Origin of the sequence: Paractinoplanes abujensis, from assembly GCF_014204895.1 — a bacterium.
Classification (GTDB): Bacteria; Actinomycetota; Actinomycetes; order Mycobacteriales; family Micromonosporaceae; genus Actinoplanes; species Actinoplanes abujensis.
The window spans coordinates 494,679-518,600 of the sequence record NZ_JACHMF010000001.1; the positions used below are offsets into that span (position 1 = coordinate 494,679).

The window sequence follows — 23,922 nt, forward strand, 5'->3', positions numbered from 1 at the left end:
CACCTGTTGTCAGCTGTTACCAGCCCGGCTCGTCCACATCCACGGCGACGTAGTCGATGTCGCCGGCGAAGTAGTCGCAGCCCACGTCCACCTGGTCGCAGGTGGTCTTGCCGCCGATCGCGAGCGGCCACGAATTGGCGATCGGCCCGGTCCAGCCGTCGCGCGAGGCGACCACCCGCTGGTCGACGATCAGGGTCACGCCGTCGGAGGTGCGTTCACACCGAACGGTGTGCCACTGCCCGTCGTTGATCGGCTTGGGCGCCGTGACCAGCAACGACGTGCGCGAGCCGCGGAACCAGCACTGCACCCGGCCGTTGGGGATCTGCAGTTTGAAGCTGCCGCCGGGCACCGTGGCCTGTCCTTTCTGGACGATGTTGCCGAAGTAGTCGCGGGTGCGCAGCCGCATGCCGATCGCGTAGTCGCGGGAGCCCGGGTCGAGCCGGTCGTCGTCGGGGACGATCACCACGTGGCCGGGCCGGGCCGGCGGGGTGTCCGGCTCCAGGCGTTCGAAGCCGTACGCGATGCGGTCACCGGAGCGCAGGCCCACCGCGACCTCGCTGCCGATGCGCCCGTCGAAGCCGTGCCCGGTGGCGTCGCGCATCGTGCGGGAGCCGGGGGCCTCGTTCATCGGCCAGTAGGCGAGCTCGTAATCGGCGGAGGCGGACGCCGCGCCCCCGCTGGTGGCCAGCAGCCCCGCGGCGGCGGAAGAGACAAGCCACAAACGCAGCATCTTCATGGTTCATCCCCAATGAGCCGTATAGCCAGATTTGACGGTTTGATCCTACTCAGGGCAAATCGGCCGTGTACAGGGATTCCTCCCACGGCCGGACCCCGTTGGGATGCGCGGACACGGATGTCATGATGTGACCGATCCATGCGGGGAAAGGGCCGGGCAACAATGGGCTTCGAGGCGAGGACTGACGTGCGGGCCGGTCATGTGCTGGTGACCCTGGCCGGCGAATGCGACCTGGCCGTACGGGATCAGCTGCACACGATCCTGGAAGACGCGGTCCGCTCGTCCCCGCTCGTCGTCGTCGACCTCGGCGCCGTCGACTTCCTCGACTCCAGCGGCGTGCACGGACTGATCGTCGCCCACCACGAAGCCCGCGCCCGCGGCGGCCGCGTCACCGTGGTCAACCCGGCCGGAGCCGTCGCCGCCGTCCTCGACATCACCGGCGTCGGCGAACTGCTCAGCCCCACGGCGGAGCGGGCCGACGGATGAGCGGGCAGAGCTTCCAGACCACCTACTCCGAACCTGGCGACCTGGCGAAACTGCGCGAATTCGTACGCGGTCACGCGGCCGCGCTGGGCCTGCCCGACGAACGCGCGGAACTGCTCACCCTGGCCGTCAGCGAACTGGCCACGAACACGCTGCAACACACGGCGGGCGGCGGCACCGTACGCCTGTGGACCTCCGGCGGCCGCGTGATCTGCGACGTCACCGACGGCGGCGCGATCCGCAGCCTGGGCCGCCCGATGCCGGCGGCCGACGCGCTGCGGGGCCGGGGGCTGGCCATCGTCGAACGCATCTGCGACGAGGTCGCCGTCGACACCGCCGGCGACAACACCCGCGTGCGGCTGGCCCTCGACCTCGACCACGCGGGATAAGCCCCGGACGGCCCGGCCCTCGTCTGCGGCCGGCGATCGGTTGGGGCCGGCGTTCCGTATCGCCGGGGCGGCTCGGGGCGCCCGGATCCCGTCGCGCCGGGCCGGGCTTCTTTTTCGCTCGGGCGGCGCTGGTGTTCCTCGCGGCGTTACCAGCTGCTTCTGGGCGGATTTCGCGAGCACGGGCTCCGCGCGGGGTGGCCGGCCCGTCTTTCCCGGGGTCGATCAGCTCGGTGTTTGCGCGTTGGGATCGGGCAGCTCGGTGTTTCCGCGTTGGGGTCGATCAGCTCGGTGTTTGCGCGTTGGGATCGGGCAGCTCGGTGTTTGCGCGTTGGGGTCGATCAGCTCGGTGTTTCCGCATTGGGTTCGATCAGCCGGTCTTTCCGCGTTGGGATCGGGCGGCCCGGACTTTCGCGCGAGAACTCGCGAGCCCGGCTCGGAGCCTCCCGTCCAAGGGCGGATCAGCCGCCACTCCCGCTGGGGCCCGTCGCCGGGAGTGATAACTGATCGACCGGCTCTCCCGCCCTGGCGGCGGACCATGCGGCTGTCGCTCGTGGAGAACCCGAAGGTGCGGGGGCTGTGGACGACTATGGCTCGACGGTGATCAGCAGGGTGCAGGTGTCGTCGTCGGGGCTCGGTGTCGTCAAGCCCCTGACCAGGACGGTCATTGCGTCGGGGGGCGGGGCGGTGGCGGCTGAGCCGGCCGGGGGCGGGGTGGTGGCAGCTGAGCCGGGCGAGGGCGGGGTGGTGGCGGCTGAGTCGGGCGGGGGTGCGGCGGTCCGGGCTGAGGCGGTCCGGGCTGAGGCGGTCCGGGCCGAGGCGGTCCGGGCCCAGGCGGCGGCCAGCAGGTCGACTACGTGGGGGAGCAGCGGCGGCCCGGTGCGGCGTTCGACCAGGCCGTCCGTGTAGAGCAGCAGCATGTCGCCCGGGGCCACCTGCAGGCACAGCGACTCGTACGTGGCCTGTGGGTCGGCCCCCAGCAGCATCCCCCGGGCCAGGGGCAACGCCGAGGCCTGCCCGTCGCGGGCCAGCAGCGGCGCCGCGTGGCCGGCTCGGGACCAGGTCAGGGTGTGGGTGGCCGGGTCGTGGACGCAGATCACCGACGTGCCGGTCAGGTGCAGGCGGACCGACAGCTGGTTGAGGTGGCTCAGCAGCACCGCCGGGTCGTGGACGCCGATGGACAGCCACGCGATCAGCGCGAACCGCAGGTGGGCCATCCCGTTGGCCGCGCCCAGGCCGTGGCCGGCCACGTCGCCCACGGCCAGCACCACACGGCCGTCGTCGAGCGGGCCGGCGTGATACCAGTCGCCGCCGACCTGGATCGTGTTGCCGGCCGGCAGGTAGTTGACCAGCACGCTGAGCCCGGGCAGGGACAGGGGTTCGTGCGGCACCGGCTGGATGAGCTGCTGGAGCTGGCCGGCCAGGCGGTGTTCGGCCAGCGCGGTCATCTCGCGGGTGCGCAGCTGGTCGCGCAGGCGGTCGATGGCCGTACGGGAGTCTTCGCGGGCCGTCACGTCCTGAACCACCGCGTTGATCTTCAGGGGGCGGCCGGTGGCGTCGGTCACCACGTCGGAGAGCACGCGCAGGTGTTTGACGTCCGGGCCGATCCGGAACCGCACGGTCACGTCGGAGGTGGCGCCGCTGTCGAGGGTCTGCCAGGCCGTCTCGGCGATCCCGCGGTCGTCGCCGAGCATCGCCGCCGCCTGCTGGACTCGGGTGAGCGGGCCCAGGGCGGGGTCGCGGCCGAAGATCCGGTACATCCCGGGCGACCACTGCGTCTCGCCGGTGATCAGGTCGTACTCGGACCAGCCGAGGCTGCCCAGCAGTTCGGTGTTCTGCATGCGGCGGCGGTCCTCGTCGAGCCGCTGCCACCAGACGAGCAGTCCGTCGAGCACCCGGTGGACGGTCACGTCGAAGAGTGAATGTGCGACCACCCCGGCCTTCTTCTCGTCGTAGCGGAAGTCGGTCAGGTGCGCCGGTTCACCCGTGCGCAGGACGTCGAGGTAGATCTGCCACAACTCGCCGCCGACGATCGCCGGGTACAGGTCGCTCAGCAGCCCGTCGATCCGGCTGGGGCCGCGGTGGTAGATGTCGTCGCCCCGGCCGCCGGCGGCCGCGATGCGGAAGTCCCGCACGACCCCGTCGGTGCCGGTCACGGGCACGAGCCAGGAGCATCCGGCGGGGATGACTGACAGCATTTCCCGTACGACGCGGGCGACGTCCTCGTCGGCCATGCGCTCAGCGTAGTGGTCGTCGATGCGGGCCCACGGTGACGCACCGCAGCCCCTCGCTAATCCGTTGTTGAGCTTGATAGCATCCCGCGGATCACGCCAGCCCCGTGCGAGTGGGCGTATCCCCGGGTCCGCAAAAACGGAGGTCTTCAATGTCCGACAACCGCATGAAGGATCGTGTCAAAGTGCTGCTCAATGGGACGTCAGCGGACAGCCAGACCTCCGAACACGCTCTCGTCGCGCCGCAGCCGGGCCAGCAGCCGCAGGCGCCGGCGGCCGGTCAGGCGGCGGCCCCGGCTCAGCCCGCGCAGCCGGGTCAGCCCGGCCAGCCCGGCCAGCCCGGCCAGAATCAGGCCCTGCAGGTGCTGACCCTGGCCCAGCGCACGGCCGAGGAGCATGTCGCGCGGGCCCACCACCAGGCCGACAAGATCCGTACGGATGCGCTGGCCGCCGCCGAGCAGGTCGCCCGGGACGCGCAGGTGCACGCGCACAACGTGCGCCGCGAGGCCGAGAAGATCCTGACCGACGCCCGCGCCGCCGCCGAGCAGATCGCCCGCGACTCGCACGCCCGGACGGAGGAGGCGCGGCGCAACGCCGAGAAGATCGTTTCCGACGCCCGCTCGCAGGCCGAGACCGTCGCCGAGGACGCCCAGGCGACCGCCGATCACCTCAACCTGCAGGCCCGTCAGCGCTACGACGACGTCGTGGGCAGCCTCGGCGCCAAGCGGGAGGCGCTGCAGCAGCAGATCGAGGCGCTCGAGCAGTTCGACCGGGAGTACCGGGCGCGCCTGACCAATTTCATGCAGGGTCAGCTGCGGGCCCTCTGGGTCGACCAGCCGCAGGTGCAAGGCGAGCTCGACGAGGCCGGCGCCGAGAAGGCGGGCCCGCGGCACGGCGCGGCCGAGGCCGACGAGGCCGTCCCCGCGCAGCGCCACAGCGAGGAAGATGCTGTGGAATCCGAGGAGGATGAGCGCACCAAGCGCTGATTCCGTGGAAACCGGGCACGCTGGGTTATGGACTCACGTGCGCCGGGGTCTTACCGTCGGTAAGTGCGCGGCTCGCCCGGGGCCGCGCTCCGACGGGAGGCCGTCGCGTGACCGAGTTCGTGGGACGCCAGGCCGAGCTGCGTGAGCTGCTCGGCGGCGCTTGCCGTCCCGGGCTCGTGGTGCACGGTCCGGCCGGCGTCGGCAAGAGCCGCCTGGTCGCCGAGCTGCTGCGCCGGCTCGACCGGGAGCTGCCGGGTGCTCTGACCGTACGGGTGCCGGGCAGCGCCACGGCCGACGAGGTGGTGATCGCGCTCGGTGAGCCCCGTGTGATCACGGAACCGGTCACCCTCGTCGTCGACGACCTGGCCACCGTGCCGGTCACCGGTGGTGGGGGCCGGGCCGAACCGGTCGACGCCGCGCTGGCCGGGTTCCTGACGGCCTGGGTCCGCGAGCCCCGGCCGCGCCGGCTCGTGATCACCAGCCGGCATCCGATCGCCCTGCCCGGCCGCGGCCACCACCGCCTGACCGAGCTGCGCCTGGGCCCGCTCACCAGCGACGACGCCTGCCTGCTGATGGCTCAGCTGCCCGGCCTGGGCACGCTCGACGCGGCCCAGCGGGAGCGGGCATGGGCGTGCTGCGGGGGTCATCCGCGCGCGCTGGAATATCTGGACACGCTGCTCTGCCACGGCACGGCCGGTTTCGCCGACGTGGCCGAGCGGCTCGAGGGTGTGCTGGCCGAGAACGGCATCGGCGACCCGGCCGAGTGGATCAGGCGGGGTGGGCCGCTGGCCGAGGCGATGACCACCACCGTCGACGACGTGCTGGTGCAGGAACTGCTCGAAGTGCGCTATCACGCGTATCGGGCGGGCGACGCCGCGCACCGGCTGGGCGACGCCGACGACGCCGCCGGGCATCACCGCCGGGCGCTGGCCATCGACGAACGGCTCGGGCAGCGGGCCGGTCCGGCCGGCTGGCAGCGGCTCGGGCTGACGGCCGGTGAGAGCGACGGCGCGGGCCCGGCCGAGCTCGAGCGTCAGCTGCGGCACGCGCTCGCGGTCGACGCCGAACTCGGCAACCGGGCCGGGATGGCCTCCGGCCTGCACCGGCTGGGCCTGGTGTGCACGCTGACCGGGCGGCTGCCGGCCGCCGTCGCGCTGCACTGCCGGGCCTTCGCCACCGAGCTGGCGCTGGGGTCGCCGGACGCGCCGATCGAGCTGGCCGAGCTGAGCCGGCTGCGGGCGGCCCTGGGCGACGCGGCGTTCCGGCAGGCGGCGGGCGAAGTGCTGCCCGCGGCGTCGCTCAACGGACTGGCCCGCATGCTCGACGACTTCATGACGGCCGGCGAGCACCGCTACAACTGAGGCCTCAGGCCTCGTCCAGGACCTTCTGGATCGCGGTGAGCAGCTGCGCCTTGCTGAACGGCTTCTCGACCAGGGTGACCCCCGGTGCCAGCGTGCCCTGCGAGGCGAGCACGGGCCGGGCGTAGCCGGACATGAACAGCACCTTGGCCCCGGGCCGCACCGCGGCGAAGCGTTCGGCCAGGTCGCGCCCGAGCATGTGTGGCATGACGACGTCGGTCAGCAGCACGTCGATCGGGCCCTCGTGCGCTTCGGCCAGGGCCAGCGCGGCCGGGCCGTCCGCGGCGATCAGCACCTCGTGCCCGGCGCCGAGCAGGATCCGGTTGAGCACGCCGCGCAGGGCGGGCTCGTCCTCGACGGCCAGGATCGTGGCCCGGCGGGTCTGCCCGGCATCGGTCTCGGTCTCGTCGCGGGTGAGGGCGGCGGGTGCGGCATCGGTGGTCGGCAGCAGGATCGTGAACGTGGTGCCCATGCCCGGCTCGGAGTAGACGTTGAGATCGCCCCCGGCCGCGGTCACGATGCCGTAGACGGTGGCCAGCCCGAGCCCGGTGCCCTGCCCGGCCGGCTTCGTCGTGTAGAACGGCTCGAACGCCCGCTCGATCACCTCGGGCGGCATCCCGGTGCCGGTGTCGCTGACCCGCAGCCGTACGTACCGGCCGGGGTTGAGGTGCGGGCGACCCGACGCGTAGTGCCGGTCGACCTGCAGCGGCTCGGTCTCGATGGTCAGCTCACCCCCGCGCGGCATCGCGTCGCGCGCGTTGACGGCCAGGTTCACCAGCACCTGATCGAGCTGCCCGGGGTCGGCCGTGACCGCGGGCAGGTCGGCCGTGAGCCGTACGGAGAGGGTGATGTGCTCGCCGATGGACCGGCGCAGCATCTGCTCGATGTCCGTCACCACGTCGTTGATGTCGAGCGGGCGCGGGCGCACGACCTCGCGCCGGGCGAACGCGAGCAGCTGGTGGGTGAGATCGGCCCCGCGCTGGGCGGCCTTGGAGATCTGGGCCGCGTCGCCGGCGATCTCGTCGAGCCCGGCATCGGTGGCCGATTCGGCGATGAACGTCGCGTAGTTGGCGATCACCGCGATCAGGTTGTTGAAGTCGTGCGCGACCCCGCCGGCCAGCTGGCCCAGACCCTCCAGCCGCTGGGTGCGCTGCAGCTGGGCCTCCATCCGGGCCCGTTCGGCCTCGGCCTGCAGCTGCCGCAGGCCCTCCTGGGCGCGCACCCTTTCGGTGATGTCGCGGACCACCGCGCAGCGCAGCCGGCCCTCGTCGGTGGGCAGCAGGCTCATCGACACCTCGACCGGGATCGTGGCGCCGTCCATCCGGTGGGCCAGCGTCGGCGCCGCCTCGGGGCCGGGCTCGGCTCCGGGAGTGCCGGGCAGCGCCGGGGTGAGCAGGTCGTTGATCGGGCGGCCGAGCAGCCCGGTGCGGGTCAGGCCGAAGAGCTGCTCGGCCTGGGTGTTGGCGAGCACGATCCGCCCGTCGTCGCCGATGCCGACGAAGGCGTCCGGCGCGGCCTCCAGCAGCGCCTGCAGGCTCGACTCGAGCCGTTCGCGCGGGCCGACGGCGCGGGCGATCACGGTGAACCCGAGCAGGTGGTCGTCCTCGATCAGCGGCGACATCGTGAGCGTGACCAGGACCCAGCGGCCGTCGCGGTGGCGGCGCTGGGTCCGGAAGCGTTCCAGGCGGGCCCCCGCGGCCAGCAGCGTCATCATCTCGCGCTGGTCGCCGCGCCGGTCGGGCGGGACGAGCAGGTCGGCGCTGCGCCCGACGATCTCGCCGGCCGGCCAGCCCAGCAGCGCCTCGCCGGCCGGGTTCCACGAGAGCACGGTGAAGTCGGGGCTGACCGTCCAGATCGCGTCGTGGGCCGAGCGCACGGCCGCGTCCGGCAGGTGCGCCGACTCGGCCTGCCGCGTCGATCCGTACGTTTCGCCCATAACAGGACCACGTTAGCGATTTCGGCGAGCTGGTCGTACCGCTTTGCCTAGGCTGGCCCCGTGAGCGTGCTGGGGGAGCAGGCGACAGTCCTGCCCGAGGTCGATCCTCAGCGTCCCAGCGTGGCCCGGATCTACAACTTCCTGCTGGGTGGACGGCACAACTTCGCCGCCGACCGGCAGGCCGCGGCCGCGGCGCAGTCGGTGATGCCCGAGCTGCCGGCCATCCTGCGGCTCAACCGGCAGTTCCTGCGCGAGGCCGTCCGCCTGGCCGACGAGGCGGGCATCGATCAGTACCTCGACCTGGGGTGCGGCATCCCGTCGGCCGGTGACGCCTACGACGTGGCGCGCCGGGTGCGGCCGGGCTGCCGGGTGGTGGGCGTGGACGTGGAGCCGGTCGCCTTCGTGCACGGCCGCCTGCGCTCCGACGGTGATCCGGGAGCCGACGTCCTCTACGCCGACCTGCTCGACGCCCACCAGGTGCTGGCTTCCCCGCCCGTACGGGGTCTGCTCGCTCTTGATCGTCCGGTGTGCCTGCTGATGGTGGCCGTGGCCCACTTCATCCCCGACACCGGACGGCTGACCGAGGCGCTCGCGGTTTATCGCGACGCCGTGCCGCGGGGCAGCCTGCTGGCGCTGACCCACGCCTGCCGCAAGGGCGGCTCACCGCAGATCGACCAGGTGCGGCGGATCTACAACAACACCACCGCCCCGCTCGCGACGCGTGACGCCGCCGAGGCGGCCGTGCTGTTCGGCGACTGGCCGGTCCTCGGGCCGGGGCTGCAGACGTTCGGCGAGTGGTGTTCGGTGCCGGGCCGCCGGCGCGAGAGCGGCACCGCGGAGTCGGCGTTCCTCGTAGGGGTGGCTCGCAAGCCATAACGTTAAATCAGCACATCAGTGACTTATTGCGCGCATGCTGAGGGGAAGTGGCCCCGATCCCGCGGAGCGAAGATGCCGGTAGTTCTGATCGCCGAGGACGACGAAGACATCGCCCTGATCCTCTCCCGGCTGCTCAAGCGGGCCGGCTACACGGTGCTGCACGCGCCGGACGGGCAGCGGGCTTTCGAGCTGGCGGTCGCCCACCGGCCCGACGTGCTGCTGACGGATCTGGGGATGCCGCGCATGGACGGCCTCGAGCTGACCCGAGCCGTCCGCGAGCACGCCGAACTGCGGGACATGCCGATCGTCATGCTCAGTGGTCACCTGCATCCGGGCGACGGCGAGCCCACCGCCGCCGGGGTCTGCGTGGTGCTGCTCAAGCCCTGCCCGAACGACAAGCTGCGTGAGGTCGTCAACGAGCTGACCGAACTGGGCCCGCACGGGCATCAGGGCGCCGGCAGCGCCTGTCCGGCGAGGTGGCCCGTCTCCGCTTGATTGTCATGCGACATATAAATGTGGACGTAGGGTATAAATAGCCGAGCCCGCGACCGCGGGCGTGCCGCGCGGCTGATCGGGCAACCCATGGTCATGGTCGACGAGACCGTCCTGGCCGATCCGGATCGCCTCGGCGCGGTCCGCACGGCAAAACACGCGCTGCCGGCCCTGCCGCTCGCCCCCGACGCCCTGGCCCGGCTGGCCGCCCGCCTGCTCGAGGCGCCCGAGGCCCAGCTCACCCTGGTCGACCGCGAGGGTGTGCTGCTGGCCGGCGGCCAGGGCCCGCCCGACGCCGACATCGCCCGCTGGGCCGTCTCGGCCGGTGAGGCCGTGCAGCGGGCGGACCCGCCGTCCTTCCTCGCGGTCCCGGTGCTCGACGGGGCCGGGCTGCCGGTCGGTGCGCTGGCCGTCCTCGACCCCGCCGCCCGCCGCTGGACCGGCGAGAACGCCCGCATCCTGACCGAGCTGACCGCGCTGGCCAGCCCCGGCGCGAGCGCCTCGTTCCTGGCCTCGCTCATCGACAACCTGCCGGTGGGGGTGATCGCCTGCGACGCCGACGGCGACATCGCCGTGGTCAACCGGCCCGTCCGCGAGCTGATCGGCCTGCCCGCGGACGCGGCCCCGCGGCTGTATCCGACCCGGGCCACCGGCGCGCTGTTCGACGCCGGGGGCCGGGCCGTCCCGTGGCGTGAGTCGCCGATCCAGCGGGCCGCGCGGGGTGAACGCGTCGACACCGACCTGGTGGTGCGGGTGGCCGGGCGCCGCGAGCGGATCATCACGGCGACCGCCCAGCCGATCCTCGACGACGACGGCCGCCGCCTCGGGGCCGTGGCCGTCGCCCGCGAGGTCACCGCGCTGCGCCGGGCCGAACGGTTCCGCGACTGTCACCGGGCCGTCGAGGAGGCGCTGAACGTGGCCGGCTCGGCCGCCGAGGCCGCGCCCGGCGTGCTGGCCGCGCTGGGCACGACGCTGGGCTGGCCCGCGGCTGAGCTGTGGCTGGCCGACGAGGACTCCGGTGAACTGAGCGTCGGCGGCCGCTGGTGCGCGCCGGGCCGCGGCCTGGAGGAGGTGCTGACGTTCACGCCGATCAAGGGGTCCGGCATCACCGGCCGGGTCTGGGCCACGGGCCGGCCGATCTGGGTGCCCGACATCGCCGACTCGGCCAGCCTGCGCACCCCGCTGGAACGCCGCCGTGCGGCCGCCTGCCTGCGGGCCGGGCTGCGCACGGTGCTGGCCGTGCCGGTGCGCGACGCCGACACCGTGCTGGGCGTGCTGACCTGTTACGGCGACGCCCCCGAGCCGCACGAGGATCTGCTGGCCCTGCTGCTCGACGGGGTGGCGGCCCGGATCGGGGTGTACGTGGCGCTGCGCCGGGCGGAGGCGCTGGCCCGGCAGTTGTCGCGGGCCAAGGACGACTTCATCGCGCTGGTCAGCCACGAGATGCGCACCCCGCTGACCTCGATCGTGGCCAGCGCGTCGATGCTGGGCGACGAGCAGTCCGGGCTCGACGAGGAGAGCCGGGCCATGGTCGACGCCGTGCATCGCAACGCCACCAGCCTGCGCGCGGTGGTCGACACGCTGCTCGACCTGGCCGGGCTCGACTCCGGGCACGTGGCGCTGCGCACCGAGGAGGTCGACCTGGCGCAGATCGTGGACGCGGCGCTGACCGCGGCCCGGCCGCACGCCGTGGCCAACGGGGTGCGCCTGCGGCACGAGCGCGACGAGCCGCTGCCCATGGTGGGCGACCCGCACCGGCTGCGTCAGGTGGTCGACGACCTGCTGGCCAATGCGATCAAGTACAGCCCGCGGGGCGGCGACGTCGAGATCGAGCTGGTCGAGCGGGCCGGGATGGCCGAGCTGACAGTGGCCGACCACGGCATCGGCACCCCGGCCGAGGAGCGCGACCGCGTCTTCGACCGCTTCTATCGCGCCAGCAACGTGCGTCACCAGGGCATCGCGGGCAAAGGGCTGGGGCTGAGCCTGGCCCGGGCGATCGTCGACCTGCACGGGGGCACCATCCGCCTCAGCGGTCACCCGCCGCACGGCACGACGGTTCTCATCCGGTTGCCGATCTCGCCCAGGCCTTAGCCACCGTCGGTAAACGTCCGATGAAGCGAGTACAGGGACTTCATCCGGACGGTTTGGCGGGGGAGAGAATGACGAACGTGCTGGCGCCGGAGACCGGTGCGGCCACCAGGCCGACCGTGCTGCTCGTGGACGACGAGTCCGCGATCCTCGACACGCTCTCGCTGCAGCTGCGCCGCGACCACAAGGTGCTCGTGGCCGGGAGCGGCGCCGAGGCGTTGCGCCTGCTCGCCTCGTCCGGCCCGGTCGCCGCCGTGATCAGCGACCTGCGCATGCCCGAGATGGACGGCGTCGAGCTGCTGCGCCGGGTCCAGCTCGAATACCCTGACACCACCCGCGTGCTGCACACCGCGCAGAGCGACCTGAGCGCGGCCATCGCGGCCATCAACGACGGCGGCGTCTACCGCTACCTGGCCAAGCCGGTGCCGACCGACGAGCTGCGCAGCACCGTGCAGGAGGCGGTGGAGCTGCACGGGCGTTCGACGGCCGACCGCCAGCTGCTCGACAAGACCCTCAAGACCAGCCTGCAGGCGCTGTTCGGCTGTCTGCAGCTGGCCAGCCCGCTCGCCTTCGCCCGGGCCGGCCGCATCCGTACGCTGGTCTCCGAGCTCTGCCACGAGATGCAGCTGGACGCGCTGTGGGAGATCGAGGTCGCCGCCATGGCCTCCCAGCTGGGCGCGGTCACCCTGCCGCCGACCGTGCTGGCCAAGCTGGACAAGGGCCTGCCCTGCACCGAGGAGGAGCAGGCCATGGTCGACGGCATGCCCGGCGTCGCCGTGCAGCTGCTCAAGAACATCCCGATGCTCGAAGACGTCATCCAGATCGTCCGCGGGCTCGGCCTCAACCCGCCGCCGCACCCGAGCCCGCTGGCCGAGACCGCGGTCGACGTGATCCGTACGGCCATCGACTTCGAGACCCTGGAGAGCCGCGGCCTCGAGGTGGAGAGCGCGATCACGGTGCTCGAGTGCCGCGACCACAGCGCTCTGCACGTGCTCTCCGCGCTGCGCAAGGTCAAGGGTTGCGTGCAGGTCAAGGAGAAGGTTCGCGGCCTGCGCGTGGTCGACCTCGAGACCGGCATGCGCGTCGCCGAGGACATCGTGGCCACCAACGGTCTCGTACTGATCGGCCGCGGCATGATCGTCACCGAGCTGCTGCTGGACCGGCTCAACAACTTCGCCCGCATGATCGAGATCATCGAGCCCGTGCTGGCCGTGCCGGGCGCACGAAGGTACTAGCCCTCGGCCGCAATCTTCTCCAGCACCGGGTAGACCAGCGCCTGCTCGCAGGCGATGCGGCCGAGCATCAGATCGGGATCGGGCACGACGCCGTCACGGGCGGCGTGCTCGATCTCGGCGAACACCCGGGCCAGGCTGTCCGCCCCGATGTTGGTGGCCGAGCCCTTCAGCGCGTGCGCGTGCTCCCGCAGCATCCCGGGGTCACCGCCGCGCAGCAGCTCGGCCAGCTGGTCGACGCCGGCCGGGTTCTTCTCGAGGAACGACCGGACCAACCGGCCCAGCAGCGCCCGCTCGCCCGGCCCGGGATCGTCACCGGCGATGTCGGCCAGCCGCTCGCGAACCTCGTCCTCCCGGCTGCGCTCCATGCGCTCCATCCTGCGTCGCCGCGTTCCCGCCGGGGGCGCGAACAGCCGAACTTCGCCGCTTCCCCGCGGAGGCGCGAACAGCCGAACTTCGCCGCGTCCCCGCGGGGGCGCGAACAGCCGGATTTCGCCCGCGTCCCCGCCCGGGGCCGCGAACAGCCGAACGGAGATCGGTGAATAGTCCTACTCCACCGCCCGCGGCTGCCGATTGTTCCGGGGTGGCCATCATGCGGGAACCTCTGAAGTACGTGCTGGCCGCCACCGCCGTCCTGCTCACGGGCGCGCTGTGGTTCCTGACCCGGATCGGGCCGGACGCCGTGGCGTACCTGTTCATGCCGATCGGCGGGGTGGCCGGTGTCTGGTCGGTCGTCGCGCTGCTGCGCCACGCCCGGCTCGACCCGGCGGCCCGCCGCTTCTGGCGTCTGCTGCTGATCGCGCTGACCAGCGTCGCCGGCGGGTACGCCTGGCTGGCCGTGCGCGCGTTCCGCATCTCCCCGGAGCTGCCCACCATCGGGCCCGGCACCGTCGTGCCGGCCGCGTTCGGCATCCTGGTCGCCATGTGGGCCGTGGGCCGCGTGCCCGTCGGCATCACCGGCCGGCCGGAGCGCCGCAAGCAGCTCATCGACCGCGCGATCGCCCTGGTCAGCGGAGGCGCGCTGATGTGGGGTCTCGGGCTCGCCCCGCTCGTCACCAACCAGCACAACTACAGCGGGCAGGCGCTCGCGCTGATCGGCCTCACCTACCTGCTCGGCCTGGGCGCGGTCGTCAAGGTCTCCTACATCGCGGGCGGCCCGGTCGACCGGGTGGCGCTGCGGCTGCTGGCCGGGGCCGCCATCGTGGCCGCCGTCGTCGCCCAGCTGGCCTTCTACGGCGACGAGGGCACGCTGCTGGCCCAGGCCGTGGTCATGCCGGCCGCCTTCGGGCTCGCCGCGGGCGCCGCGTACCGGCAGTGGACCCCGGGCCACGCCCGCCCCCGCGGCGCCAACACGTGGCTGCCCTACCTCTCCGTCCTGGCCATCGACGCCGCCCTGCTCGGGGTGCTGAGCGGCGGGCTGGACTGGACCGACCGCGTGGTCATCGTGGCCGTCGTCGTGCTGACCGCCCTGATCGCGGTGCGCCAGCTGCTGGCCACCCGCGAGAACCGGCGGCTGATGCGCGAGAAGCGCGCCACCGAGGACCGGCTGCGCCACGAGGTCACCCACGACGGCCTGACCGGCCTGGCCAACCGCGGTCTGTTCCGCGAGCGGCTGGACACCGCCATCGGCGCCGGGAACGCCACCGTGCTGCTGGTCGACCTGGACGACTTCAAGACCGTCAACGACTCCCTCGGGCACGACGCCGGCGACGAGCTGCTGGTCGCGGTGGCCGCCGCCCTGCGCGGCGCGGCCGGGCCGGACGGCCTGGTGGCCCGGCTCGGCGGCGACGAATTCGCCGTCCTGCTGGCGCGGGCCGAGGCCGACGGCGAGACGGTCGCCGACCGCGTGATCGACGCACTCTCGGAGCCGGTCGGGCCGCACCGCCTGCTCACCCACTGCAGCGTCGGCATCGCCGCCGCCACGCCCGGGATCGGGCCGGACGAGCTGCTGCGGCACGCCGACATCGCCATGTACGCCGCCAAGCAGCGCGGCAAGGCGAACCGGGTGCGCTATCACGACGGCATGGAACAGCCGGTGCTGGCGCACGCCCGGCTCGGCGGCGAGCTGCGCCGGGCCCTCGACGACGGCGAGTTCCGCCTGTTCTACCAGCCCATCGTCGCCCTCGACACGGGCCGCGTGATCGGGGTGGAGTCGCTGATCCGCTGGGACCACCCGACGCGGGGCCTGGTGCCGCCGAACGAGTTCATCCCGGCCGCCGAGGCCACCGGACTGATCGTGCCGCTGGGCCGGTTCGTGCTGCGCGAGGCCTGCCGGCAGGCGGTGACCTGGCTGGCCGAGTTCGGGCCGGACGCGATGCAGAAGATCGCGCCCAACGTGTCGGTGCGGCAGCTGCACGACCCGGACTTCGCCGGCGACGTGCGCGCGGCCCTGGCTGAGACCGGGCTGCCCGCCGACCGGCTGGTGCTCGAACTGACCGAGTCGACGACGCTGCGCGGCAAGCAGGTGTCGCGCACCCTGCACGAGCTGCACGCGATGGGGGTACGGCTGGCTCTGGACGACTTCGGGACCGGCGAGTCGTCGCTGAGCCTGCTGCGGTCCTTCCCCGTCTCGATCATCAAGCTGGACAAGTCGTTCGTGGACGGCATCGAGCTCGACGAACCCGGCAGCCCGGCCGCCGAGGCCCGGCAGGCGGTGGCGCACGCCGTCGTGCAACTGGCGGGCGCGCTCGGCCTCGACACCGTGGCCGAGGGCATCGAGTGCCAGGAACAGGCCGACCGGCTGCTCCAGCTCGGCTACAACCTGGGCCAGGGCTATCACCTGGCCCGGCCGATGCCACCCGAGCGGATGACCGAGCTGCTCGCCCGCCGGCAACCGGTCGCGGCGGCGGGCGGTGCCCGATGAGGGGCATAGGGTTTGGCGATGGAAACCGCGGACGACGGCACCCGGACGGCACAGTCGCTGGGCGATGCGCTGGCGGCCGTCCACTTCGCCGAGCTGACCAACGATCAGGCGACGGCCCGGATCATCGACGCGATCGCGGGCTGGGCCGAGGGCCAGGGCTGGCGGGTCTATCGGCGGGCGCCCAGTGTGTTTCCGCTCCCGCCGCCGCTGCGCGGGCACTCGGTGCTCGACGTGGCCTGCGCCCGGCCGGGGGCCCAGCCGATCGCGATCGAGGTCGACCGGCTCGACCGGCCCCGCACTGTCGACAAGCTGCTGGCCGAGGCCGCGGCCGGGCGCATCGCGATCTGGGTGCGCTGGGGCGCGGGCCCGTTCACACCGCCGCCGCTGCCGGTGCACATGGTCACCCGGGCCGCGGCCCGCAGGTCGGGCGCCTGGCACACGGTGGCCGACCGGCCGCCGCCGCGGCATTCGCAGGCCCCGATCGAGGCCGCCGCGCCGCAGGAGCTGCCGTGGGGGCCGTCGGGAAACGACTGAGGAAGGGGTCGGAGCGATCGTGAGCACTGGAGTGATCAACGCCCGGGCCGGGCACCCGGCGTCCTGGTGGGAAAAGTTCCTCACCGTCTCGGACCGTTTCGACGACGCCTCGGTGACCGAACATCTGAGCGACGAGATCATCCCCAAGATCTCGTCGCGGCTGCTGCGGCGCGAGGCCGAACTGGCCGCCGACGTCGTGGTGCGCCACCTCAACCGGCCGGTCAGCAACGAGCTCTCCGACCGCGCGGCGCGGGCGATCGAGCGGCTGGAGGCCACCGTCGAGCGGCTCGATCAGCGCGCCGCCGACGACTCGGGCATCGCCGAGTCGTACGCGCTCTGCCACGTGCTGCGGGGCCGGTTCGCCGAGGGCGCCGCCGCGGCCGAACGGTTCGTCGGCACCGCGCCGATCCTCAAGGCGTTCGTCGAGGCGCTGCGGCTCGAACGGTTCGACATGGGCCTGGCCCTGCGTCTGATCCGGGCCGGGCAGAGCCCCGAGATCGCGGTGCAGTCCGGCCTGGCCGTCGGCAAGTACGCCTGGTGGCCGGACTGGCTGCTGACCGTCGTGTCGGACAAGGCGATGGCCGGCACCCTCGACGCCGAGACCATCAAGGCGCTCGACCAGTGCGCGTACGCCGAGCTGACCCCGACGCAGGCCCGGGTGGCCAAGCGGCTGCTGGGCGGCGACGACCAGCTGCTGGAAGCGACCGCGCAGCGGCTGGAGAGCCTGGGCGCGTTCGGGGCGGCGAGCAAGCTGCGCTCGGGCGACCTGATGGCGGTGGCCCTGGCCGCGCGGATGGTCCCCCTGTAAGAGGGACCATCCGCTTCGCCTCAGGCGCCGCCCTCGGTGAGGGTGACCTGGGCCGGCTGGAACGACGTGCCGTTGACGTCGACGCCGGCCGCCTTGGCCGCGGTGATGGCCTGGTTGATGTAGTCGTTGGTGAAGGCCAGGCCTTCCGGGGTCTTGGTCAGCACCGTGTCACCGGTCTGGTTCTTGGTGGTCATCGAGATGTCCACGGTCTGCTTCCAGGCGGCTTCGTCGATCACGCCGATGCCGCCGGGGGCGGGCCAGATCAGCTTGTTGGTCTCGTTGGTCTGCCACAGCTGGTGGCTCTTGCCGAGCTTGGAGCCCTTGGCCACCACCAGGTCGCGGCACTTCTCGGCGTTGTCGCGGCAGAACGCCCAGCCCTTGATCGTGCCGGTCAGGAACTTGACGGTCTGCTGCTGGTACGCCGGGTCGTTGAGCTTCTCGGTGTTGGCCCACACCGCGTCCTGCAGCATCGACGAGCCCTCGGTCTTCCAGTCGATGATCGAGAAGTCGTCGGCCGTGTACAGCTTGCCGGTGGCCGGGTTCTTGGCCTCCAGCAGCTGGGCGTACTCGTTGTAGCTCATCGCCTGGGCGGCGTCGATCTCCTTCTTGAGCAGCGCCTGCATGTCGAACTGCTGCTGCACGAGCGTGACGTCCTTACCCGGGTCGAGCCCGGCCTTGGTCATGCCCGCGAACAGCTCGAACTCGTTGCCGAAGCCCCAGTTGCCGACCTTCTTGCCCTTGAGGTCGGCCGCCTTCGTGATGCCGCTGTCCTTCCAGGCCACCTGGTAGGTGCCGGAGCGGCCGAAGATCTGACCGACGTCGGTGATGCCGGCGCCCTGCTCGCGGGAGGCCAGCGCCTTGGGCACCCAGGCCACGGCGTAGTCGGCCTTGCCCTGGGCGAGAACGGTCTGCGGGACGATGTCGACGCCGCCCTCGAGCAGTTCCACGTCGAGGCCCTGCTCTTTGTAGAAGCCCTGGTCGACCGCGGCAATGTACCCGGCGAACTGGGCCTGGAAGAACCACTGAAGCTGCAGTTTGACGGGGCTGAGGGCGCCACCGCTGCCGCCCGGGGCCGGGGTGGCGGAGTCCTGGTCGGCGGTGCCGCAACCGGCGACGAGCAGAGCAGACGCGGCGGCGATAGCAGTAAATATCCGGATCGGTCGCATGGAGGTCCTCTCGGGGTTCGGTCGATCGTGCGGAGAGAGCGGAGAGGAAGCGAGACGGGTCAGGCGATGAGACGCGTACGCCAGGGCATCGCCAGACGTTCCACCAGCAGGGTGGTGAGATAGAAGACGAGTCCGAGCAGGCAGGCGCCGACCACGAAGGCCCAGGCACGGGGGTAGGCGGTGAACGCGGCGGCCGACGTGATCCGGGAGCCCAGCCCGTTCTGCAGGCCACCGAAGTACTCGGCGACCACCGCGGCGATGACGGCGAGCGACGACGCCTGCCGCAGGCCGGTGAAGACGTGGGGGAGCGAGGAGGGCAGGCGCACCTTGACGGCGAAGGTCCAGCCACTGGCCGCGTACGTGTGCATGAGCTCGTGGTGGATGGGGTCGACCTCACGCAGGCCGCGCAGCGTGTTGATGAAGACCGGGAAGAACACGATGATCGCGGCCACCAGCCGGCGCGGGATGCTGCTGGTCGACTCGAACATGTTGTTGAGGATCGGGGCCAGCGCGATGATCGGCAGCGCGTTGAGCACGGCCGCGAACGGCAGCGACACCTCCGACAGGGGCCGGAACCGGCTCGACGCCATCGCCGCCAGCACACCCACCACAGTTCCGCCGACCAGCCCGATCAACGCGTTGGTGCCGCTGGCCAGCGCGGCCTCCCAAACGTTCTGCCGCTGCTCGACCAGTTGCGCCCAGATGGCCGAGGGCGCGGGCAGGATGAACGGTGCGATCCGCCCGGCCGTGACGGCGACCTCCCACAGCACGATGGCGAGGACCCCGACGGCCACCGGCGGCAGCACGGCCCGGACCCACCTCATGTCGCGCTCTTCAACGGAGTGCCGCGCAACGCCTGCCGCACGGCCGTGACGCACTCGAAGTAGTGCGGCGACTGCCGGGCCGCCTCGTCGCGGCTCTCCAGCGTGACCGGAATGGACGCGGTGATCCGGCCCGGCCGCGCCGACATCACCACGACCCGGTCGGAGAGGAACACCGCCTCCGAGATCGAGTGGGTGACGAAGACGGTGCTGGTGCCGGTCTGCGCGCAGATGCCGAGCAGTTCGGACTGCAACCGTTCGCGGGTCATCTCGTCCAGGGCCCCGAACGGTTCGTCCATCAGCAGCAGCGGCGGCCGTACGGCCAGGGCCCGGGCGATAGCCACCCGCTGCTGCATGCCCCCGGAGAGCTGAGCCGGATAGTGCCCGGCGAACTCGTCCAGCCCGACCAGGGCCAGCATCTCGCGGGCCTTGGCCGTGCGTTCGGCCCGCGACAGCCCGCGCAGTTCGAGCGGCAGTTCCACGTTCTTGAGCACAGTGCGCCACTCGAACAGGCCGGCCTGCTGAAAGGCGATCCCGTACGCCTGTTCCCGGCGCGCCGCCCCCGCGCTCTTGCCGGCCACCGTGACCGTGCCGGTGCTGGGCGCGATCAGGTCGGCGATCAGCCGCAGCAACGTGCTCTTGCCGCACCCGGACGGCCCGATCAGCGACACGAACTCGCCGTTGCCCACGGACAGGTCGACATCGGACAGGGCGACGACCTCGTCCGTACGGCCTTGGTTGAAGACTTTCGTGACGCCCTCGACAAGCACGGCACTCATAGGGTGACCACCTCCACGTGCCTCCGATGTCTCATGAGCGGCAGTTCCAGCAGGCTGACCAGCCCGGCGACGACCAGGCCGAGCAGGGCGGCCCCGAGCATCGCGGTGTAGACCTTGGCCGGGTCCGAGGTGGCCTCGCGGGAGTACTCGATGATGAGCCGGCCGATGCCGCCCCGCGTGCCGGTCGAGATCTCGCCCACCACCGCGCCCACCACCGCCGCCGCCCCGGCCAGCCGCAGCGCCGGGAACAGGTAGGGCAGCGAGGCCGGGAAGCGCAGTTTGACCAGCGTGCGCCACCAGCCCGCGGCGTAGCTGCGCATCAGCTCGACCCCGCTCGCCGCGGGCGACTGCAGACCGCGCAGCATGCCCACCGCGACCGGGAAGAACGCCAGGTAGGCGGCGATCACCGAGACCGTGGCCCAGGCCGGCATGATCGTGCCGCCCCACCCGGCCACCAGCGGCGCCAGCGCGACCAGCGGCACCGTCTGGCTGAGGATCACGTACGGCAGCAGGCCGCGCTCGACGATCCGGAAGCGCTGCATCGCCACCGCCAGCAGCAGCCCCACGAACGCGCCGATCACGAACCCGGCGGCCGTGATGCCCAGCGTGAACAGGCAGGCCCGCACGATGACGATCCACACCGGCCGTCCGCCCGTCAGCTCCGGTCGGCCCAGCCGTTGCAGCACCGACCACAGGTGCGGCATCGACAGGTCGTCGGCGCGCGGCAGCACCCGGACGCCGAACAGCACCGTGCCCTCCGGGTTGCCGACGAGCTTGTAGCCCTCCCAGAGCACCACGAAGACCGCGATCCCGGCCAAGGTGTACAGGGCTTTCCTCACGAGATCGCCGGGATGATGCTCTCGCCGTACGCGGTCAACGTCTCTTCCTTCGCGTCGTGCTGCAGATAGACCGCGAACTGGTCGACGCCCAGGGCCTTGAGCTCCTCGAGCCGCTTGAGGTGACTCTCGACCGGCCCCAGGAGGCAGAACCGGTCGACCACCTCGTCCGGCACGAACGTGGTGTGCGAATTGCCCGCCCGCCCGTGCTCGGCGTAGTCGTAGCCCTGACGGCCCTTGATGTAGTCGGTCAGCACCTGCGGCACGGCGCCGTCGCCGCCGTAACGGGCCACGATGTCGGCCACGTGATTGCCGACCATGCCGCCGAACCAGCGCGTCTGCTCCCGCTGATGGGCGAGATCGTCTCCCACGTACGCCGGGGCGGCCACACAGAACTTGATGGCCATCGGATCCCGGCCCGCCCGTTCGGCCGCGCGCCGCACCGCCGCGATCATCCACGCGGCGATGTCGGGGTCGGCCAGCTGCAGGATGTAGCCATCACCGACCTCACCGGTCAGGGCCAGAGCCTTCGGCCCGTACGCGGCCACCCACACCTCCAGCCGGCTGTCGGGGGCCCACGCGAACTGCTGCTCGGTGCCCCTCAGCTCGACCTTCTCGCCGTTGGCCAGCCCGCGGATCACCCCGATCGACTCGCGCAGCTGGGCCAGGGTCTGCGGCTGCGCGCCGAGCACCCGCAGCGCCGAGTCGCCCCGGCCGATGCCGCAGATGGTCCGGTTGCCGTACATCTCGTTGAGGGTGGCGAACATCGAGGCCAGCACGGTCCAGTCGCGGGTGCCGGGGTTGGTCACCATCGGCCCGACGACCACCCGTTCGGTCTCGTCGAGGATCTTGGAGTAGATGACGAACGGCTCCTGCCAGAGCACGTGCGAGTCGAACGTCCAGACGTGGCTGAACCCTTGCTGTTCCGCCATCTTGGCCAGCTCGACCACTTGTGATGCCGGCGGGTTGTTCTGCAGCACTACACCGATGTCCATGCGCGCCCCTCAGACCAGGTAGTCGGAGAGGCTGCGGGGAACGTACTTGCCCCGGCCGGCCCGTCCGGTGTACTCGCCCCCGGACGCGATGACCTCGCCGCGGGACAGGACGGTGTCGACCTTGCCGCCGATCTCCCAGCCCTCCCAGGCCGAGTGGTCCATGTTCATGTGGTGCGTCTCGACGCTGATCCGGGTGCGGCCGTTCGGGTCGTAGAGCACGATGTCGGCGTCCGAGCCGGGCGCGATGATGCCCTTCTTCGGATACATGCCGAACATGCGGGCCGGGGTAGTGGCGATCGTCTCGACCCAGCGCGCCAGCGACAGCTTGCCGTCCACGACACCTTGGTAGAGCAGGTCGACCCGGTGCTCCACACTGCCGATGCCGTTCGGGATCTTGGAGAAGTCGCCCACCCCGAGCTCCTTCTGGTCCTTCATGCAGAACGGGCAGTGGTCGGTCGACACCACCGACAGGTCGTTGGTGCGCAGGCCCTGCCACAGGTCGGCCCGGTGGCTCTCGTGCTTGCTGCGCAGGGGAGTCGAACAGACCCACTTGGCGCCCTCGAAGCCGGGCGCGCCCAGCTGGTCCTCCAGCGTCAGGTAGAGATACTGCGGGCAGGTCTCGGCGAACACGTTGCGGCCCAGGTCGCGGGCCGCCTTCACCTGCTCCAAGGCCTTCGAGGCGCTCAGGTGCACGATGTAGAGCGGGCAGTCGGCGGCCACGGAGGCCAGCCAGATGGCCCGGCTGGTGGCCTCGGCCTCGAGCTCCTGCGGGCGGGTCAGCCCGTGGTGGATCGGGTCGGTCTCACCGCGTTCCAGGGCCTGCTTGACCAGCACGTCGATGGCCGGCCCGTTCTCCGCGTGCATCATGATCAGGGCGCCGTTGTCGCGGGCCTTCTGCATCGCGCGCAGGATCTGCCCGTCGTCGGAGTAGAAGACGCCCGGGTACGCCATGAACAGCTTGAAGCTGGTGATGCCCTCGGTGCCGACCAGCTGGTCCATGGCCTTGAGGGAATCGTCGTCCACGCCGCCCAGGATCATGTGGAAGCCGTAGTCGATGTGGCAGTTGCCCGCGGCCTTGGCGTGCCACGCGGCCAGCCCGTCCTGCACGACCTCGCCGTAGCGCTGCACGGCGAAGTCGATGATCGTGGTGGTGCCGCCGATGGCCGCGGCCCGCGTGCCGGTGTCGAAGGTGTCACTGGCCGCGGTGCCGCCGAACGGCAGCTCCATGTGGGTGTGAGCGTCGACCGCACCCGGGATCACGTACTTGCCGCCCGCGTCGATGACCTCGGGGCCGTCGGGGGCCTGACCGGGCGCGAAGATCGCCGCGATGGTCTCGCCGTCGACCAGCACGTCCGCCGCGTACGGGCCGGTCGGCCCGATCACCGTCCCGTTCTTGATCAGCGTGCTCACAGTTCCACCGTCCGGGTGTAGGACTCCGGGCGGCGGTCGCGGTAGAACTGCCAGCGTTCGCGTACGGTTTTGATCAGGCCCAGGTCGAGGTCCCGGACGATCAGTTCGGGGTTGTGGGTGTCGCCGACCTCGCCCACGAACTTGCCCTCGGGGTCGGCGAAGTAGCTCTGGCCGTAGAAGTCGTTGTCGCCCAGCGGCTCGGTGCCGACCCGGTTGATCGCACCCACGAAATACTCGTTGGCGACCGCGGAGGCCGGCTGCTCGAGCTGCCACAGATAGCTGCTCAGGCCGCGGCTGGTGGCCGACGGGTTGAAGACGATCTGCGCGCCGCCCAGGCCCAGCTCGCGCCAGCCCTCCGGGAAGTGCCGGTCGTAGCAGATGTAGACGCCGACCTTGCCCACCGCGGTGTCGAAGACCGGGTAGCCCAGATTGCCGGGCCGGAAGTAGAACTTCTCCCAGAAGCCCTTCACCTGCGGGATGTGGTGCTTACGGTACTTGCCGAGGTAGGAACCGTCCGCGTCGACCACGGCGGCGGTGTTGTAGAGGACGCCCTCCTGCTCCTTCTCGTACATGGGCAGGACCATCACCAGACCGAGCTCGGCCGCCAGGGCCTGGAAGCGCTCGGTGGTCGGGCCGGGGATCGACTCGGCGTACTCGTAGAACTCCGGCTCCTGCACCTGACAGAAGTACGGGCCGTAGAAGAGCTCCTGGAAGCAGATCACCTTCGCGCCCTGCGCGGCGGCGTCGCGGGCGTAGTCCTCGTGCGCCTTGATCATCGATTCTTTATCGCCCGTCCATGTCGTCTGGACGAGGGCGGCGCGAACGATGTCGCTCATGACTGCCCCTTTCATCGTGCGGCGGCGCGGTGGAAGCGCCTGTGATCGTGTGTCTACTCCCCGTCATACC

At 71.7% G+C, this 23,922-nt stretch carries 23 protein-coding genes; 11 read left to right on the forward strand and 12 right to left on the reverse strand.

All coding sequences use genetic code 11. From position 1 onward, the window contains the following. Positions 1 to 16: 16 nt before the first annotated feature. On the reverse strand, positions 17 to 736 hold the full coding sequence (locus BKA14_RS01815) for a laminin G domain-containing protein (protein ID WP_184949195.1): 720 nt from the start codon (positions 734 to 736) through the stop codon (positions 17 to 19). A 138-nt stretch (positions 737 to 874) separates the two neighbouring features. Between BKA14_RS01815 and BKA14_RS01820 the strand changes: the two genes are divergently transcribed. Both BKA14_RS01820 and BKA14_RS01825 read left to right on the forward strand, forming a co-directional pair. Further along, positions 875 to 1,222, forward strand: a complete 348-nt coding sequence (locus tag BKA14_RS01820; RefSeq protein WP_239092892.1) for an STAS domain-containing protein — start codon at positions 875 to 877, stop codon at positions 1,220 to 1,222. Then, on the forward strand, positions 1,219 to 1,608 hold the full coding sequence (locus tag BKA14_RS01825) for an ATP-binding protein (protein WP_184949196.1): 390 nt from the start codon (positions 1,219 to 1,221) through the stop codon (positions 1,606 to 1,608). Before BKA14_RS01820 ends, BKA14_RS01825 begins: the two co-directional genes overlap by 4 nt. A gap of 584 nt (positions 1,609 to 2,192) precedes the next feature. On the opposite strand, the gene BKA14_RS01830 is transcribed toward BKA14_RS01825, so the two are convergent. Both BKA14_RS01830 and BKA14_RS43475 read right to left on the reverse strand, forming a co-directional pair. After that, positions 2,193 to 3,839 (reverse strand): PP2C family protein-serine/threonine phosphatase, encoded by a 1,647-nt coding sequence (locus BKA14_RS01830; protein ID WP_203722326.1) that lies wholly within the window; start codon positions 3,837 to 3,839, stop codon positions 2,193 to 2,195. A gap of 200 nt (positions 3,840 to 4,039) precedes the next feature. Continuing rightward, positions 4,040 to 4,321, reverse strand: a complete 282-nt coding sequence (locus tag BKA14_RS43475; protein ID WP_239092895.1) for a hypothetical protein — start codon at positions 4,319 to 4,321, stop codon at positions 4,040 to 4,042. Between BKA14_RS43475 and BKA14_RS43480 the strand changes: the two genes are divergently transcribed. Both BKA14_RS43480 and BKA14_RS43065 read left to right on the forward strand, forming a co-directional pair. Continuing rightward, positions 4,316 to 4,822 carry a hypothetical protein gene (locus BKA14_RS43480; protein ID WP_239092897.1) on the forward strand — a complete coding sequence of 169 codons (507 nt, stop codon included), beginning with the start codon at positions 4,316 to 4,318 and terminating at the stop codon, positions 4,820 to 4,822. The genes BKA14_RS43475 and BKA14_RS43480 overlap by 6 nt on opposite strands. 107 nt (positions 4,823 to 4,929) lie before the next feature. Further along, positions 4,930 to 6,183, forward strand: coding sequence for an ATP-binding protein (locus BKA14_RS43065; protein WP_203722328.1), 1,254 nt, complete (start codon positions 4,930 to 4,932; stop codon positions 6,181 to 6,183). Positions 6,184 to 6,187: 4 nt separating this feature from the next. Here the strand turns inward: BKA14_RS43065 and BKA14_RS01845 are convergent, their stop codons facing one another. Beyond that, on the reverse strand, positions 6,188 to 8,116 hold the full coding sequence (locus BKA14_RS01845; RefSeq protein WP_184949197.1) for a PAS domain-containing hybrid sensor histidine kinase/response regulator: 1,929 nt from the start codon (positions 8,114 to 8,116) through the stop codon (positions 6,188 to 6,190). A 60-nt stretch (positions 8,117 to 8,176) separates the two neighbouring features. On the opposite strand from BKA14_RS01845, the gene BKA14_RS01850 reads away from it, so the two are divergent. From BKA14_RS01850 to BKA14_RS01865, 4 genes are all read left to right on the forward strand, one after another. Next, on the forward strand, positions 8,177 to 8,992 hold the full coding sequence (locus BKA14_RS01850; protein WP_184949198.1) for an SAM-dependent methyltransferase: 816 nt from the start codon (positions 8,177 to 8,179) through the stop codon (positions 8,990 to 8,992). Positions 8,993 to 9,064: 72 nt separating this feature from the next. Continuing rightward, the gene (locus BKA14_RS01855) at positions 9,065 to 9,487 is read left to right on the forward strand and encodes a response regulator (protein ID WP_184949199.1); all 423 of its coding nucleotides are present in this window, start codon (positions 9,065 to 9,067) and stop codon (positions 9,485 to 9,487) included. An 87-nt stretch (positions 9,488 to 9,574) separates the two neighbouring features. Next, positions 9,575 to 11,575 (forward strand): sensor histidine kinase, encoded by a 2,001-nt coding sequence (locus BKA14_RS01860; protein ID WP_184949200.1) that lies wholly within the window; start codon positions 9,575 to 9,577, stop codon positions 11,573 to 11,575. A gap of 68 nt (positions 11,576 to 11,643) precedes the next feature. Next, entirely contained in the window at positions 11,644 to 12,807 is a 1,164-nt protein-coding gene (locus BKA14_RS01865) for a response regulator (RefSeq protein ID WP_221477201.1), read from the forward strand. Here BKA14_RS01865 and BKA14_RS01870 read toward each other — a convergent pair. Beyond that, positions 12,804 to 13,172: an Hpt domain-containing protein gene (locus BKA14_RS01870; RefSeq protein WP_184949201.1), complete on the reverse strand. Its 369-nt coding sequence runs from the start codon at positions 13,170 to 13,172 to the stop codon at positions 12,804 to 12,806. The genes BKA14_RS01865 and BKA14_RS01870 overlap by 4 nt on opposite strands. Positions 13,173 to 13,396: 224 nt before the next feature. Here BKA14_RS01870 and BKA14_RS01875 point away from each other — a divergent pair, with 224 nt between their 5' ends. The 3 genes from BKA14_RS01875 to BKA14_RS01885 are packed head-to-tail and all read left to right on the forward strand — an operon-like array spanning position 13,397 to position 17,009. Continuing rightward, positions 13,397 to 15,667: a putative bifunctional diguanylate cyclase/phosphodiesterase gene (locus BKA14_RS01875; protein ID WP_184949202.1), complete on the forward strand. Its 2,271-nt coding sequence runs from the start codon at positions 13,397 to 13,399 to the stop codon at positions 15,665 to 15,667. An 18-nt stretch (positions 15,668 to 15,685) separates the two neighbouring features. Beyond that, a complete protein-coding gene (locus BKA14_RS01880) occupies positions 15,686 to 16,201 on the forward strand; it encodes a hypothetical protein (protein ID WP_184949203.1) in 516 nt (171 codons plus the stop codon). Positions 16,202 to 16,220: 19 nt separating this feature from the next. After that, positions 16,221 to 17,009, forward strand: coding sequence for a hypothetical protein (locus BKA14_RS01885; protein ID WP_239092900.1), 789 nt, complete (start codon positions 16,221 to 16,223; stop codon positions 17,007 to 17,009). A gap of 20 nt (positions 17,010 to 17,029) precedes the next feature. Here BKA14_RS01885 and BKA14_RS01890 read toward each other — a convergent pair whose 3' ends face one another. The 7 genes from BKA14_RS01890 to BKA14_RS01920 are packed head-to-tail and all read right to left on the reverse strand — an operon-like array spanning position 17,030 to position 23,852. Next, positions 17,030 to 18,175, reverse strand: a complete 1,146-nt coding sequence (locus tag BKA14_RS01890; RefSeq protein ID WP_184949204.1) for an ABC transporter substrate-binding protein — start codon at positions 18,173 to 18,175, stop codon at positions 17,030 to 17,032. 59 nt (positions 18,176 to 18,234) lie between these two features. After that, positions 18,235 to 18,999 (reverse strand): ABC transporter permease, encoded by a 765-nt coding sequence (locus tag BKA14_RS01895; RefSeq protein ID WP_184949205.1) that lies wholly within the window; start codon positions 18,997 to 18,999, stop codon positions 18,235 to 18,237. Then, a complete protein-coding gene (locus BKA14_RS01900; protein ID WP_184949206.1) occupies positions 18,996 to 19,775 on the reverse strand; it encodes an ABC transporter ATP-binding protein in 780 nt (259 codons plus the stop codon). The genes BKA14_RS01895 and BKA14_RS01900 overlap by 4 nt, the downstream gene beginning before the upstream one ends. Beyond that, positions 19,772 to 20,614, reverse strand: a complete 843-nt coding sequence (locus BKA14_RS01905) for an ABC transporter permease (RefSeq protein WP_184949207.1) — start codon at positions 20,612 to 20,614, stop codon at positions 19,772 to 19,774. Before BKA14_RS01905 ends, BKA14_RS01900 begins: the two co-directional genes overlap by 4 nt. Beyond that, positions 20,611 to 21,606, reverse strand: a complete 996-nt coding sequence (locus tag BKA14_RS01910) for a TIGR03842 family LLM class F420-dependent oxidoreductase (RefSeq protein WP_184949208.1) — start codon at positions 21,604 to 21,606, stop codon at positions 20,611 to 20,613. Before BKA14_RS01910 ends, BKA14_RS01905 begins: the two co-directional genes overlap by 4 nt. 9 nt (positions 21,607 to 21,615) lie before the next feature. Beyond that, positions 21,616 to 23,016, reverse strand: a complete 1,401-nt coding sequence (hydA, locus tag BKA14_RS01915; protein WP_184949209.1) for a dihydropyrimidinase — start codon at positions 23,014 to 23,016, stop codon at positions 21,616 to 21,618. Next, complete coding sequence (locus BKA14_RS01920; RefSeq protein ID WP_184949210.1) at positions 23,013 to 23,852, reverse strand: nitrilase-related carbon-nitrogen hydrolase; 840 nt, start codon at positions 23,850 to 23,852, stop codon at positions 23,013 to 23,015. The genes hydA and BKA14_RS01920 overlap by 4 nt, the downstream gene beginning before the upstream one ends. Positions 23,853 to 23,922 lie beyond the last annotated feature (70 nt).

Bases quoted from the DNA above. Each gene is read 5' to 3' on its own strand.
- BKA14_RS01910 (WP_184949208.1), bottom strand. From the start codon at position 21,606: ATGGACATCGGTGTAGTGCTGCAGAACAACCCGCCGGCATCACAAGTG.
- BKA14_RS01845 (WP_184949197.1), bottom strand. From the start codon at position 8,116: ATGGGCGAAACGTACGGATCGACGCGGCAGGCCGAGTCGGCGCACCTG.
- BKA14_RS01920 (WP_184949210.1), bottom strand. From the start codon at position 23,852: ATGAGCGACATCGTTCGCGCCGCCCTCGTCCAGACGACATGGACGGGC.
- BKA14_RS01865 (WP_221477201.1), top strand. From the start codon at position 11,644: ATGACGAACGTGCTGGCGCCGGAGACCGGTGCGGCCACCAGGCCGACC.
- BKA14_RS01860 (WP_184949200.1), top strand. From the start codon at position 9,575: ATGGTCATGGTCGACGAGACCGTCCTGGCCGATCCGGATCGCCTCGGC.
- BKA14_RS01855 (WP_184949199.1), top strand. From the start codon at position 9,065: ATGCCGGTAGTTCTGATCGCCGAGGACGACGAAGACATCGCCCTGATC.
- BKA14_RS01825 (WP_184949196.1), top strand. From the start codon at position 1,219: ATGAGCGGGCAGAGCTTCCAGACCACCTACTCCGAACCTGGCGACCTG.
- BKA14_RS01880 (WP_184949203.1), top strand. From the start codon at position 15,686: ATGGAAACCGCGGACGACGGCACCCGGACGGCACAGTCGCTGGGCGAT.
- BKA14_RS01895 (WP_184949205.1), bottom strand. From the start codon at position 18,999: ATGAGGTGGGTCCGGGCCGTGCTGCCGCCGGTGGCCGTCGGGGTCCTC.
- BKA14_RS01900 (WP_184949206.1), bottom strand. From the start codon at position 19,775: ATGAGTGCCGTGCTTGTCGAGGGCGTCACGAAAGTCTTCAACCAAGGC.
- BKA14_RS01830 (WP_203722326.1), bottom strand. From the start codon at position 3,839: ATGGCCGACGAGGACGTCGCCCGCGTCGTACGGGAAATGCTGTCAGTC.
- BKA14_RS01815 (WP_184949195.1), bottom strand. From the start codon at position 736: ATGAAGATGCTGCGTTTGTGGCTTGTCTCTTCCGCCGCCGCGGGGCTG.
- BKA14_RS01820 (WP_239092892.1), top strand. From the start codon at position 875: ATGCGGGGAAAGGGCCGGGCAACAATGGGCTTCGAGGCGAGGACTGAC.
- BKA14_RS01870 (WP_184949201.1), bottom strand. From the start codon at position 13,172: ATGGAGCGCAGCCGGGAGGACGAGGTTCGCGAGCGGCTGGCCGACATC.
- BKA14_RS01890 (WP_184949204.1), bottom strand. From the start codon at position 18,175: ATGCGACCGATCCGGATATTTACTGCTATCGCCGCCGCGTCTGCTCTG.
- BKA14_RS01875 (WP_184949202.1), top strand. From the start codon at position 13,397: ATGCGGGAACCTCTGAAGTACGTGCTGGCCGCCACCGCCGTCCTGCTC.